The sequence below is a fragment of the Natronorubrum sediminis genome, from assembly GCF_900108095.1.
GTDB lineage: Archaea > Halobacteriota > Halobacteria > Halobacteriales > Natrialbaceae > Natronorubrum > Natronorubrum sediminis.
On sequence record NZ_FNWL01000002.1, the window covers coordinates 81,657 to 95,075 of the forward strand.

Consider the following 13,419-nt stretch of genomic DNA (forward strand, 5'->3'; position numbering starts at 1 on the left):
CACGGTGGCGGGTCAGACGCACCAACCCTCGTCCGAACTGAGTAAACCGTCTCGTCTCTCGATTTTAACTCGTCTCGGCCTCGATCTCTCGAGCAGCCTGCAGAACTTCCTCGTGAAGTTCGCCGTTCGAAGCGACTAGCCCCGTGCTGTCGTGGTGCCAGCGGTCTCCCTCGAGATCGGTCACCGTCCCGCCTGCCTTGCGAACCAAGTGTACGCCGAGAACGGTATCCCACGCCGGCGTTTGCAGATTCGTCACGACACCCTCGAGTCCCCCCGAGGCGACCAGTCCAAGCTCGAGTTGCGCACACCCAAAGCGGCGCATGTCGCCGAACCGTTCGACGATCGCTCGAGTCGCCGCGGCGTAGTGTTCGCGCTGGTCGAAATCCCACCAGTAGGTCGGACAGACGGTGGCAGTTTCAGGATCGTGGCGGTCGCTAACCGATAGCGACTCTCCGTTGCGAAACACGCCGTCGGGGCCGACCCGGTACGTATCCTCGAGTGCAGGACAGACGAACGCGCCGGCGACCGGCCGACCATCGCGAACGACGGCGACGGCCGTGCCGAACGCCGAGACGCCGTCGACGTAGTTGTTCGTCCCGTCGATCGGATCGACGATCCAGGCCGGCCCCTCCTCGGGGACGGCCTTCAGCGCCTCCGCTTCCTCGCCGACGACCGGGTCCGTGGGAAACGCGTCGTCGATCCTGTCGATGACCGCTTCCTGTGCGTCTCGATCAGCCTGGGTGACGACGTCCGTTTTGCCGTCTTTGTGTTCGACGGCGAGTTCACCTCGAAACGACTCCGCCGCGAGCGCTGCACCCGCCGTTGCCGCCTCGAGTGCAACGCTCGCGCGTCGCGCGTCAGCGTCTGTTTCAGTCATTGTCGACTGTCTGTGTCGGGGCGTGAAAAGTATCGTCCTCCAGTTGGCGGTCTATTCGGTCCGGAGGAACCGATCGTCGTGTTCCGGTTCGTCCTCCCGGAGGAAAAAGAGCGCAGACGACCGTGCCGGAACGTCCCCCAGTCGCGTCGAAACCGACTCGAGTTCGGGGTCCCAGCCGATCTTCTCGGATCGAACCGCGAGCGTGATCACGAACTCCGCGGGGTCCGTTTCGAGTTCGAGTTCGGCGTAGAGTTCGTCCCAGGACTGGACGGACGCGAACTCGGCCAGCACGTCGATTTCGACGAGATCGAAGAGCGTCCGATAGTGTTGAACGTTCTGTTCGAACACCCAGACCGTGACGGACGCCTCGAGCGTGCTCGCGAGTTGTTTGACGTTGTAAATCGCCTCGTAGAATCCTTCGTGGTGATCGATGTGTTGTGGGACGACGACGTGCAGTCGTTCTTTCTCCGACAGGGCACCATCGAGGTGGACCAGATACGTTGGGAGGGACGTCTCTGCAAGGACGTGATCGGCCGTTCGACCGAACGTCGCCTCCTCGCTGGCGTGGGTCGGTTCGTGTTCCATGACGACCAGATCCGTCTCCGTTTCGTCGACCGTCTGAGCGACCGTCGCCGGAACGTCCTCGCTCTCGGTCGTGTCCGAGTTGATGGCCGTGTTCTTCGCCGCTTCGATGCCCGAAAACTGGCTGGGTGTACTCGAGTCTGCGTCGGAATCACCCACTCCCGCGCGCGCTTCGGTAGATTGGATTCGAAGGAGGTGAACGGGTTCGTCACCGTAGCGATGCTTGATCGAACACGCGAACGCGAGTACCTGCTCGGTGACATCGTCGGTCGCGTCTGGGAAGTCTGGAAGGAAAATACGCGGATCGATCGCTCGAGCGTCGTCGACGTCTTCGGAGTCGAAGATCGACAACTGGGGTGACGCACTCCGAAGCGTCGATTCGGCGGACTCCTCGCTTCCGTCTGCGTGGCTACCACGCTGTCTCTGGATTCCGAAGCCGGCGACGACGAGGACGACGACACTGATGACGAGCGTGCTGGCGACGACGAGTGGACTTGAAAGCGTCATCTGGTTAGAACCGCCGATAACAGTGCCGAGCGTTGATCGCCACGCGATACGTCTCGTCACCGCGACTCGAGACAGTCCGTACTCGTGAGTCGTCCACTGTTCAAAACACCTAGGCGTCACTCGGGACTTCAGGAATATAACTGTATTCAATCACGGCTCACATTCGAATGTTTGCGCCACGATTTTCCGACGATAAAAGTACAAACGTGCAGTAATATCTGGAACTGGTTGACAAAATGGCGTGGTTGGAAGTGACACTGTCTCTCGACGAGTCGGTTTCGACCACTCCAGTTCAGCCCACTCTCGAGGCAGCTGTGCGCGACGGCTTCGCTCTTCGAAGGGAGTGTCCGTAGAAGTTTGCGAGGGCAAGATACTGCTCTTGCCGCACTGTTTAACAGTGCGAGGGGAGGGAATCGAACTACCTCCGAGAACCTGCGCGAAGCGCAGAACCCCGGTGTCATTCGATCCCTCCGTGCATTTTCGTTCGGCGCGGTGTGCGCCTCACTGCAATGCGAGGGGAGGGAATCGAACCCACGAACGTCTACACGAGCGGATCTTGAGTCCGCCGCCGTTGGCCGCTTGGCTACCCTCGCACGCAGTACGTGGTTTCGCCCTCACTGGGTTAAATCGTCCGATTTCCGGTTTTGGAAACGGACGAGTAATCGCTCCTCTCGAGTCGACTGAAAACGCTTAGGGGTTCGCACACGATACGTAGCCTGTGAGCGAGAATCGCGTCGTCCAAGGGCGAATGGTTACGGCTGGCAAACTCGCAGAGCTGATCGAGGATGACTCCGTGATGGAGGCGGAATCGATCGAAGAGGCCGACAGGGAGTGTCCCGACTGTGGCGGTGGCGTGTTGAAAGTTGGCTACATGCCCTCAGTCACCGAGTTCGTTACCGGCTGGAAGTGCCAGGATTGCGACTGGAGCGACACCGATCGAGAGTGAGCCAACACGAAGAGTCGGCTTCGAGTCATCGATCAACTTCGTAGAGAACGACGAGCAACGCGAGCAAGATGGTTTCCGAGAGTTTACTCACCAGGTCGCGATAATCGTCGAGCATGTGGTCGATTACCGTCTCGAGCACGCCCATATCGGCGTGTCCGTGGGCTTCGATGTGGGGCCAGAAGCCACCGTGCTCGAGGACGGTGTGCCAGGCGACGTACCCGAGGAGGTACACGAGCATCAACCCGATACCGAGTGCGTAGACTCGGCGCTTGGCAATCTCGAGGTAGACGACGGCGATTCCGGCGAGGATCGCGAGGCTAGAGACGGTAAACGCGAGGGGGCGCGGGTCGTACAGCGTTCCTAACTGGACGTGTTCGACGAGTCGAGGAACCCCGAGAGAAGGGTGAAGCAAGTGGACTCCTGCGACGAAAAACGCGAAGAACGCTGCGTTGTACCTGAGCAACCGAACGTTTACAGAGGTGTGATTGTCGGTCATGGCTGAGATCCGTGAGTCGTGGGAAATCTGGCTACAATGGCACCTAGGAACGTCGTGGTATCATAATACTCTGGTTTATCTGTCGAACGGGCGTGCGTCGAATCTACCGGGATTCGTCTCACTACGCACTGGCGTCACCAGACGAGCCACTCGAGCGCCAGGACGATTACTGCCAGAAACACGTGCTCGCCGTCGACGACGAAGCCGTAGTAAAGCGGCCCGCGTTCTGGCATCGCATAGGGGATATAGGCCGCGACGTAGCCGTTCATCGCGAGCAACGCGAGAAACTCGAGCGAGAGGGTGGTTCCAGCGACCACCGCGACGACGGCCCCGCCGATTGCGACGTTCGCGACCTGCGAGTACCGTCGCGTCGCCGACGGGCCGAGTCTGTTAGGGACGGTGGCGATTCCTTCGGCTCGATCGCCTGGAATGTCCTTCACGTCGAAAATGACCGCGGCGACGGTGATCATCGCTGTCACGTACCCCGTAATCACGAGGATCTCGAGCGTCCAGTGTTGTTGGTAGAAGTAACCGACGCCGAGTGGAATCACCCCCCACGCGAGTCCGACGAAGCAGTTTTTCACTAGAAAGATCTCCTTGACGCCACCGACCGAGTACAACAGTGCTACGACGAGTGGCAAGAGCAGGTAGACCGCACCCGGCAGCCCTTGCATGACGGCGACCGCGATTCCGACGACGTAACACCCGACCGCGAGTGCGAGCAAAAATCGACCGTACCGCTTCGTAAATGACGCGCGCTCGGGCACGTTCGCCTCGTCTTCCTCGAGGTCGGTGAACCGGTTGACCGTGTAGACGAACAACGTCGCCCCGAAGACGATGAAAAGCGGCAGGGCCTCGAGTGGGAGATCCGCGAGGACGACCGTCGTGACCACGACGCTCATGGTTGCGAGCGAGATGAAGAGGTTGCTGTGGACCAACAGTCGGAGTGTCCGCTGGAGGGACGCGAGCCACCGCCGATCGGTCGGGCTTGCAGTGGGGGCGGTCACGTTAGGTCGGCCTCCGGGCGGACGTGGCGATGACGAGCATTGATTCGAGAGACGCGACCGATCGAGTGGGTTGCAGCGTCCGTATACGTATCCGTTGTGCCCGCCCGGAAACAAACGCTTCGGTCGCTTCGGCCACCGGGGATTCCGATCGTTCCCCCCGCCTCGAGTCGGTCAGAAGACACGTAAAACAAGCGAACCACCGAATACGATGCAATTCGGTGACCACTGGTAGAAACTGACAAACCCACACTGTTAGCGTTAAATGCTACCGCAGGTCGAGCGTGTGAACGGAAATTTCGACGTAGATGTTAAAAGCACACATCAAAAACGTATTTGAGAAAACGGTATGTGTATCGTGTCTCGATACAGTTGGAACCTGTTGATAGATTTCGGTTGCGAATTGAAACTAACAGGATTTAAGCAAGGTCGGAACGCCCGTTCGAATGGCTATGAAACTACACGAGTATCAGGCGAAGCAAGTCTTCGCCGACGCCGGGATCCCGACGCCGGCGTCTCAACTCGCCTCTGACGTCGACGGCGCTGTTGCCGCGGCCGAGGAGATCGGGTATCCAGTCGCAATCAAAGCGCAGGTACAGGTTGGCGGCCGTGGCAAGGCCGGTGGCATCAAACTCGTCGACGACGACGAGGAAGCCCGCGAGGCGGCCGACGAGATTCTGGGGATGGATCTCAAAGGCTACCACGTCGACCGCGTGCTCGTCGAGGGCGCAGTCGACTTCACCGACGAACTCTACGTCGGAATCACGATGGACCGCGGCGAGGGCAAACCCGTCGCGATGGTCTCGACGAAAGGTGGCGTCAACATCGAAGAGGTCGCCGAGGAAGACCCAGACGCCATCGCGCGCGAACACATCGACCCCGCCTTCGGCATGCACCCCTACCAGGCCCGAAAGGCAGTCTACGACGCAGGCGTCGACAAGGCGATTGCCCGCGACGTCTCGAGCGTGCTCACCACGCTCTACGATCTCTGGGAGAACCGCGACGGCTCCGACGCGGAGATCAACCCGCTGATGGTCACCGCAGACGACGATGTCATCGCAGCCGACGCCGTGATGAACATCGACGAAGACGCACTCTTCCGTCAGCCCGAACTCGCTGAGATGGAAGACGAAGCCGCCGGCGGCGACGAACTCGAGCAAAAGGCAGACGAGTACGGTTTCGATTACGTCCGACTCTCGGGTAACGTCGGCATCATCGGCAACGGTGCCGGCCTCGTCATGACGACGCTCGACCTCGTCGACTACTACGATGGTGAACCGGCGAACTTCCTCGACGTCGGCGGTGGCGCGAAAGCAGAGCGAATCGCCAACGCGCTCGATATGGTCTTCTCCGACGACAACGTCGATTCGGTCGTCTTCAACATCTTCGGCGGGATCACCCGCGGCGACGAAGTCGCTAAAGGAATCAACGAGGCCCTCGAGCAGTTCGACGAGATTCCAAAGCCGGTCGTCGTCCGTCTTGCGGGGACGAACTGGGAGGAAGGGATGGAAATTCTGAACGAAGACCTCGTGACGGTCGAACAGACCCTCGAGGATGCAGTCGAGCGTACCGTCGCGTACGCCGAGGAGGTGAACGAATAATGAGTGTACTCGTCGACGACGACACGCGCGTCGTGGTACAGGGAATTACGGGCGGGGAAGGGAAGTTCCACGCCGAACAAATGATGGAGTACGGCACGAACGTCGTCGCCGGAGCGGTGCCTGGCAAAGGCGGGCAGGAAGCCGCCGGCGTCCCCGTCTACGACACGGTTCACGAAGCCGTCGAAGCGGAGAACGCCGACACGTCGGTCATCTTCGTTCCGCCGGCGTTTGCCGGCGACGCCGTCTTCGAATCGCTCGACTCCGACCTCGACCTCGCGGTCGCGATTACGGAAGGCATTCCGACCCAGGACATGGCGAAGGTCAACAAACGCCTCTCCGAGACCGACACGCGACTGATCGGTCCGAACTGTCCCGGCCTCATCACCCCCGGCGAGGCTAAACTCGGTATCCTCCCCGGAAACATCTTCTCGGAGGGCAACGTCGGTCTCGTCTCGCGCTCCGGGACACTGACCTACCAGGTCGTCGACAACCTGAGCAACCGCGGCATCGGTCAGACCACCGCCATCGGTATCGGTGGCGACCCGATTATCGGCACCGACTTCGTCGACGCCCTCGAGCTCTTCGAGGACGACGACGACACGGACGCCATCGTCATGTGCGGTGAGATCGGTGGCGAAGACGAGGAAGAAGCAGCCCACTTCATCGACGAGAACGTCGACACGCCCGTCGCCGGCTTCATCGCCGGCCGCACCGCGCCTCCGGGCAAACGCATGGGCCACGCCGGTGCAATCGTCTCCGGGTCCGGAACCGGCACCGCCGAGAGCAAGATTTCGGCACTCAACGACGCCGGTGTTCCGGTCGGTGACACCCCCGAGGAAGTCGCAGACCACATCGAGAGCTTCCTCTAACACCGACGCGAACCGTTCTTTCTCTCTTCGTTTTCTGCGGTCTCGAGTACCTATCGGTCGAACAACTTCACTAGTCAGAACGTGATTCGAAACACGCATTCAATACAGGCGCACATATTTCGGCGATCTGATTACCCTCAATGAACGGTAGTGTCTCACGTATCTCTGTCGGGAGACGATCGACGTGTTTCACGTTTCCATCGTCGCACCGATGCGCTAGCTATCGCAACCGAAATCTCTCCTCGCCTTTATACCACATATGGTTTAAAATATCTTATATAATCGAACCGATTATGAATACGAAGCTACGACGAATAAGTCACATGGCGACATACCTTCCTCAGCCGAGTGGATCACTGGATCGGCTTCGGCAAACTGGGTTCTATATATCAATACTGTTGATAGTCGCGAGTCTGTACGTTGCACGTCACGTTTCACTACTGGTGGCGGGTGGATTCGTTCTCCTCGCTACTGCCATTGCAGTACTTTCCTTTCCGTTCGAAGTGTTTCGGACGACAGACAGCACCATCTACCTCTACAATCGTGCCGAGACACCCATCCAGTTTACTCTGAAGATGCGCGCAGAAGGGGATGACACGACGGGATTAGGGGACATGTACGAACTCTCTCCCGGGAACAGGATGATCGTGACGGATCAATTCGAACCCGATCGACGGTACACCGTTTCGGTAACTATTAACGGCCGAGAATCACGGACTGACGTGACTCCCGTAAAATCAACGGAACGTGAGGGCTCGAGAGCAGCATACGTCGCGTTCGATACGGATACCGTTCGAAGCGGGTGGCATCACCCGGACGGTCCCCAGTTCGCAGGTCGAACGGTGGTGAAATCACCATCTGAAAACACGAGAGGGACACTAAACCACGACTGGTAGCGTTCATCCTCCCAGCGAGTTCCTGCGGGGGCGTACACGACACGATCGTATTTCTGCTGTGAACACCCGTTTAGAATCGCGACTCACATGCCGAACGGTCGCTACTTCTTCAACACCTCCGGCGGGAGCCGACAGCCACAGGGAGCGACCTGCGCCGCTGACGGTTCGACGAGCGCGACGACCATGACCTTCCGGTGGCACTTCGGACAGTGCGTCCAACGTTTCATGCCGTTCGCGTCGCGGTAGGCGTACTCGTCGTAGCCTGTGAGGTCGTCACTCGAGTCTCCCTCCTCCCTCGAGTACTCGCCGTCTCTCGATGCGCTGTCGTCTCTCTCACCTTGATCCGACGCTCGATCGTCGGTCACGGCCGATCACCGCTTACGGGTGGGTACACCAGCGTCTGTTGACGATGATTTCGGTGCTGTGCGAGATGTTTATATCGTCGGAGTAGTAACGTAATCATGGTTTTCGAATCCCGGCTATGGGATTGGAAGCCACGTCTCGGGTGCTTCTTTCACCCGGGGCAGTTCAGGGATATGCCCTCGCTGCTTGCTGGAGCGCGACTTCCGTTCTAATTGTTGACCTATATTGACTTATAACTACTGCTGAGTGGGTGAAACTGATGTCGGAGACTCACCAGTGTGGCGACTCGAACGACCAGGGCTTCCTCGAGCAGCTCTTGCCAGCCAGTGCCCACACCGAAATAATACTCGCTCCCGGTGTGGCTCTGGCTATGCCCGTCACGATTCAGTGTGATGACTGCGGCCTCGAGCACACGATTCCGGATCGACCAGATCAACAGGATGGTGGAACAGGGTGCCCGCAGTGTGGTGCCAGATCGTTCACCGTGATACGGGACGGACTCGAGTGGCACCCGCGCTGTGTAAAGGGGCGAAACGGGGCGGAAAATGACTGATAGCCCCAGCGGTGGTGGTCGCTGTGTGAAATTAGAAGAGGCTGCGCAGTTTCGCTCGAAGGCGAGCGAAGAGTCCGGATGGCTCGGGGGTTTCGACTTCCGACTGGTCGTCTGTGTCGGCCGTCTCCGGGTCGTCCGTTTCAGATTCCGTTGGAGGAGACGGGTCGTCACTCGGTTCGACTGGGCCCTCGTCCGCCGTTTCCTCCGCCGAGATGTCGGTCTCTTCGGGCGAAGTATCCTCGTCAGAATCTCCGGAAACGTCGTCGGTATCCGCGTCCACCTCGCTATCTGACTCTTCACTGTCTGCTTGTTTCTGGGTGACCAGTTCGGAGTCGGACTCGCGTTCGCGTTCTTCGTCGGTCTCGACCCAGAGGAACTCGTCTCCTTTCGTCCGACCGGTGAGCAACAGCGCCGCCAGTTCGTCGTCGTCGACACTGAGAGCCTCGTCGATCTCGGGTTCCGGCGCTGGATCGTCCGCACTCGCGATGATGTCTTCGGGGCTCTCGTCCTCGAGAACGCCATCTGCGTCGTTTTCTGCGGATTCGCGAAGTTGATCGAACACGTCGGCAGCCGTCTGGTCCGTGACGCCCTCGCCGTCGGACGCTCGATCGGCTGGTGGCTCGTCGTCGATGTCCTCTGCGTGTCCGTCCTCGAGTGACTCGTCTGTTGGCTTGCCGAAGAAGTCTTCGTCGCTCGAGTTCAGGTCGAACGCGCTCCTACCCGACCGTGTCTCTATCGAACTATCAGTCATATTGTCCTTCCCACTATCTACATTATCACACGACTTTAACTTTTGGAGTTTTCACAGACTGCTTTACTGACTATTCTGACGTATTAGCGTGTCGGCCGATTTCCCTCCCCTCCGAATTTCCGGTGACCGAATGTTCACTTAATAGAGAACGTGGTGAAAATACACCAATAGTTGGCTGAGTGACATTGGGCTTGGAGTCGCTAATCGCTCGAGAGAGATGCGTAGCGGGTGGCTCAGGACGTAACCGTCGCTGTCCCGAGGACCGTCAATTCCGTCAGTCTCGGGGCCCCCCCTTCAGCATAACTGAAATCTGTCTCGTTTTTCTCTCACCAATAGGGAGGGTGCAATTCTCGCGACGTTCCAAACAGTTATCTTGTCGTCAACCACTCCTAGATTTGTGGTTTACGAGACGAACAACACGACGATCGACGACGCACTCGAGCGGATCTGGGCTGGCGAGCGACTCGACCGAACCGACGGAATCGCACTCATGGCTCAGCCGGTCGACGCGCTTTCGGAGGCTGGCGGGGCCGTTCGCGATCACTTCGGCGACGGGACGGTCGATGCTTGCTCGATCGTGAACGCGAAGGCAGGCAACTGCGCGGAGGACTGTGGTTTCTGTGCCCAGTCGGTCCACTTCGACACCGGCATCGAAACCTACGGCTTTCTCGGCCCCGAGAAGATTCTCGAGGCCGCTAAACGAGCCGAACGCGACGGCGCACAACGATTCGGCATCGTCGTCGCCGAAAAGGGCGTCTCGAAAGAACTCCGGCCCGAGGAGTGGCAGGAGGTTCTCGAGTCCATTCGACTCGTTCGAGACGAGTGCGACCTCGAGGTCGACGCCTCGCTCGGTATCCTCACCGAGGAGGAAGCACGAATCCTCGCTGCGGAGGGGATCAACCACTACAATCACAACATCGAGACCTCGCCGCGGTACTTCCCCGAAATCGTCGACACGCACAGCTTCGAGGATCGCGTGAAGACGCTCGAAGTCGCCAAAGACGCCGGGATGGACCTCTGTGCCGGCGTTATCCTCGGAATGGGTGAGACGCCGACCGATCGCGTGGATGCCGCAATCGCACTACAAGAGATCGGGATCTCCTCGCTCCCGGTTAACGTTCTCAATCCCGTCGCGGGGACCCCGTTGGCCGAACGGGGCGTCTCGATCACGACCGAGGAAATCGTCAAGACGGTCGCAGTGTACAAACTGCTCCACCCCGACTCGCGGGTCCGACTCACGGGCGGGCGCGAGGTCAACCTCGAACCCGACGAGCAACATCTCCCACTCGAGGCCGGAGCGGACGGCCTCCTCACTGGCGACTACCTGACGACGGAGGGCCAATCCCCCGGAGACGACATCGAGATCATCGAACAGGCTGGACTCGAGCCGAATCAGGAGACGAACGAGTTCGATCCGGAGGCGGTCAAGGCCCGAAACAAGGGCGGGGCGAGCGACTCCCAACCCGAGACGCAGGCGAGTACGGGTCCGGAACCAGGTGACGACTAACGACGCACGATTGTAGACACAACCATGAACGACATCACGTTCGCAGTACTCGGAACCGGCGGTATCGGTCGACGAACACTCGAGGTCAGCCAGCACGAGGACGAACTCACGCCTGTCGCGGCGTGTGATCGTCACGGCACGGCGATCGATTTCGATGGGTTGGACGTCGAAGAACTCCTCGCGGCGACGGAAGGCAACATCGACAGCGGACCCGGGGACGGCGACGTCGCGACAGACGGCGGCGCGGTCGCCGACGCCCCGTCCGGAGTTAAACAACACGGCGAGTCCGTCGGCGTCGTCGCCTCCGAGCAAGCCACTCCCAGCGACGATCCGATTCAGGCGATCATCGATCACGGCGACGGGATCGACGCCGTCTTGCTCGCGTTACCGAACTACGAACACGACTTCATCCCCCGCGTCGCGGATCGATTCCTCGAGGGCGGCTACTCGGGCGTCCTGATCGACGTGCTCAAACGCTCGCGCGTGATCGAGATGCTCGACGAGCGCGGTGAGGACTTCGACGACGCAGGAATCACGTTCGTCTGTGGCGCGGGCGCAACCCCGGGCTTGCTGACCGGCGCGGCGACCCTCGCCGCCCAGTCGTTCGTCGAGGTCACCGACGTCGACATCTGGTGGGGCGTGGGTCTCAAATCCGGCTACGAGGACAACCGCGGCACCGTTCGCGAAGACATTGCCCACCTCCCGGAGTACGACATCGAAACGGCGCGCGACCTCTCCGAGGCGGAACTCGAGGCCGTCATCGACGACCACGACGGCGTCATCGAGTTCGAAGACATGGAACACGCGGACGACGTCCTCCTCGAGCGAGCGGGCGTCTGCGACGCGGAGGACGTGAGCGTCGGGGGGATCCTCGACGTTCGACGCGACGAGAAGCCCACGACGACGACGGTCTCCGTCACGGGACGAACGTTCGACGGCGAGACGGCGACGAACACGTTCGAACTCGGCGACGCGACGAGCATGGAGGCAAACGTCAACGGCCCAGCACTCGGCTACCTGAAGACCGGCGTCCGACGGAATCGCGCCGACGAATACGGCGTCTTCGGTCCCGCCGAATTGATGCCGCGCTTCTAATCGACGACGCGCGTTCAACAATTGTGACTCGACTCGAGACCCATACCAGGCGAAACCGCCAGACGATGTCGAACTTCGACAGCGGCCGAACCCCTTTCCCCCAATCAGAACCGTGAGAGTGAAACCGTGGCACTGACACCGTTAAAGCGAATGGAAGATCGCGGGATCGATCTCGAGGATCGACTGGCCGACCTCGAGACAGCCAACCTGAAACGATCACTCTCTCCCGTCGACCGGATCGCCGAACGGGGTCACTTCGCGCCGCCGGCAGCCGGCGACCTCCCAGTACTCGACTCCACGGACGCGCTGGTGTTCGCCTCCAACAACTATCTGGGATTGACTGACGACGAGCGCGTCCAAGACGCAACCCGGCAGGCCGCTGCTACCGTCGGGACGGGTGCCGGTGCGAGTCGGCTCGTAACCGGCGACACGCTCGTCCACCACGACCTCGAGCGACTCCTCGCCGAGACGAAGGCGACCGAGCGCGCGCTCACGTTTTCGTCCGGCTACGCCGCGAACGTCGGAACGATCACGGCACTCGAGCCTGACGTGATCTTTTCGGACGAGTACAACCACGCGAGTATCATCGACGGCTGTCGTCTCTCTGGGGCCGAATCGATCGTCTACGACCACTGTGACGCTGGTGACCTCCGTTCGAAACTCGAGGCTCGAGCAGCCGACGACGAGCACGCGGACGAATCGTGGCTCATCGTCACCGACTCCGTCTTCAGCATGGACGGCACCGTCGCCCCGCTCGCGGAACTCTGCGACGTCGCCGAGGAGTTCGGCGCGTGGGTCATGGTCGACGAAGCTCACGCGACGGGCCTCTACGCGAACGGTGGCGGCGTCGTGCAGGCGGAAGGGCTCGAGGATCGCGTGCACGTCCAGCTAGGAACGCTCTCGAAGGCGCTGGCGAGTCAAGGCGGCTACGTCGCGGGCAGTTCCGAACTCGTCGAGTGTCTGATCAACGACGCCCGGTCGTTCGTCTTCTCGACCGGCCTCACGCCGCCAGCGGCCGCCGCGGCGAGTGAAGCACTCCACGTCTCCCGCCACAGCGACGTCCGCGAACGGCTCTGGGAGAACGTCGCCCACCTTCGAGACGGCCTCGAGACGATGGGTTTCGAGGTCCCCGGCGACTCCCAGATCCTACCGGTCGTCATCGGCGACCGACGGGATGCACTCGCGCTCGCTGATGGGCTTCGGTCGCGTGATATCGTGGCTCCGGCGATTCGCCCGCCGACGGTCCCCGAGGGGACGAGTCGGATTCGCGTCGTCCCGATCGCTTCACACGACCAACAAGATATCGTCACCTGTCTCGAGGCGTTCCGAGCCGCTGGACAGGATGTCGGCCTTCTCTGATCACAGGACACCA

General features: G+C 60.4%; 13 protein-coding genes and 1 tRNA gene. 7 read left to right on the top strand and 7 right to left on the bottom strand.

All coding sequences use genetic code 11. The annotated features are described in order from the left end of the window. Positions 1-64: 64 nt before the first annotated feature. The 3 genes from BLW62_RS07640 to BLW62_RS07650 all read right to left on the bottom strand — a co-directional run bounded on the left by BLW62_RS07640 (position 65) and on the right by BLW62_RS07650 (position 2,559). The gene (locus tag BLW62_RS07640) at positions 65-877 is read right to left on the bottom strand and encodes an inositol monophosphatase family protein (protein ID WP_090506529.1); all 813 of its coding nucleotides are present in this window, start codon (positions 875-877) and stop codon (positions 65-67) included. 51 nt (positions 878-928) lie between these two features. Then, entirely contained in the window at positions 929-1,966 is a 1,038-nt protein-coding gene (locus BLW62_RS07645) for a universal stress protein (RefSeq protein ID WP_090506530.1), read from the bottom strand. A gap of 510 nt (positions 1,967-2,476) precedes the next feature. Next, positions 2,477-2,559, bottom strand: a tRNA-Leu gene (locus BLW62_RS07650). Between the two features lie 125 nt (positions 2,560-2,684). Between BLW62_RS07650 and BLW62_RS07655 the strand changes: the two genes are divergently transcribed. Next, positions 2,685-2,912, top strand: coding sequence for a DUF5795 family protein (locus tag BLW62_RS07655; protein ID WP_090506531.1), 228 nt, complete (start codon positions 2,685-2,687; stop codon positions 2,910-2,912). Between the two features lie 25 nt (positions 2,913-2,937). Here the strand turns inward: BLW62_RS07655 and BLW62_RS07660 are convergent, their stop codons facing one another. Both BLW62_RS07660 and BLW62_RS07665 read right to left on the bottom strand, forming a co-directional pair. Further along, positions 2,938-3,408, bottom strand: coding sequence for a hypothetical protein (locus tag BLW62_RS07660; protein WP_090506532.1), 471 nt, complete (start codon positions 3,406-3,408; stop codon positions 2,938-2,940). Positions 3,409-3,542: 134 nt separating this feature from the next. Then, positions 3,543-4,415, bottom strand: coding sequence for a UbiA family prenyltransferase (locus BLW62_RS07665; protein WP_090506533.1), 873 nt, complete (start codon positions 4,413-4,415; stop codon positions 3,543-3,545). 449 nt (positions 4,416-4,864) lie between these two features. Here BLW62_RS07665 and sucC point away from each other — a divergent pair, with 449 nt between their 5' ends. Together sucC and sucD are read left to right on the top strand one after the other, a co-directional pair. Then, on the top strand, positions 4,865-6,013 hold the full coding sequence (sucC, locus tag BLW62_RS07675; protein WP_090506535.1) for an ADP-forming succinate--CoA ligase subunit beta: 1,149 nt from the start codon (positions 4,865-4,867) through the stop codon (positions 6,011-6,013). Further along, positions 6,013-6,882, top strand: a complete 870-nt coding sequence (gene sucD, locus BLW62_RS07680; protein ID WP_090506536.1) for a succinate--CoA ligase subunit alpha — start codon at positions 6,013-6,015, stop codon at positions 6,880-6,882. Before sucC ends, sucD begins: the two co-directional genes overlap by 1 nt. A gap of 997 nt (positions 6,883-7,879) precedes the next feature. Here sucD and BLW62_RS07690 read toward each other — a convergent pair. After that, on the bottom strand, positions 7,880-8,143 hold the full coding sequence (locus BLW62_RS07690; RefSeq protein WP_090506538.1) for a hypothetical protein: 264 nt from the start codon (positions 8,141-8,143) through the stop codon (positions 7,880-7,882). A 257-nt stretch (positions 8,144-8,400) separates the two neighbouring features. On the opposite strand from BLW62_RS07690, the gene BLW62_RS19210 reads away from it, so the two are divergent. Beyond that, positions 8,401-8,694 carry a hypothetical protein gene (locus BLW62_RS19210; protein ID WP_394328160.1) on the top strand — a complete coding sequence of 98 codons (294 nt, stop codon included), beginning with the start codon at positions 8,401-8,403 and terminating at the stop codon, positions 8,692-8,694. A gap of 31 nt (positions 8,695-8,725) precedes the next feature. Here the strand turns inward: BLW62_RS19210 and BLW62_RS07700 are convergent, their stop codons facing one another. Beyond that, on the bottom strand, positions 8,726-9,445 hold the full coding sequence (locus BLW62_RS07700; RefSeq protein ID WP_090506539.1) for a hypothetical protein: 720 nt from the start codon (positions 9,443-9,445) through the stop codon (positions 8,726-8,728). A gap of 397 nt (positions 9,446-9,842) precedes the next feature. Here BLW62_RS07700 and bioB point away from each other — a divergent pair, with 397 nt between their 5' ends. From bioB to BLW62_RS07715, 3 genes are all read left to right on the top strand, one after another. After that, positions 9,843-10,952: a biotin synthase BioB gene (gene bioB / locus BLW62_RS07705; RefSeq protein WP_090506540.1), complete on the top strand. Its 1,110-nt coding sequence runs from the start codon at positions 9,843-9,845 to the stop codon at positions 10,950-10,952. Positions 10,953-10,976: 24 nt separating this feature from the next. Continuing rightward, positions 10,977-12,047 (top strand): (S)-8-amino-7-oxononanoate synthase BioU, encoded by a 1,071-nt coding sequence (locus BLW62_RS07710; RefSeq protein WP_090506541.1) that lies wholly within the window; start codon positions 10,977-10,979, stop codon positions 12,045-12,047. 150 nt (positions 12,048-12,197) lie between these two features. Beyond that, a complete protein-coding gene (locus BLW62_RS07715) occupies positions 12,198-13,406 on the top strand; it encodes an aminotransferase class I/II-fold pyridoxal phosphate-dependent enzyme (RefSeq protein WP_090506542.1) in 1,209 nt (402 codons plus the stop codon). Positions 13,407-13,419 lie beyond the last annotated feature (13 nt).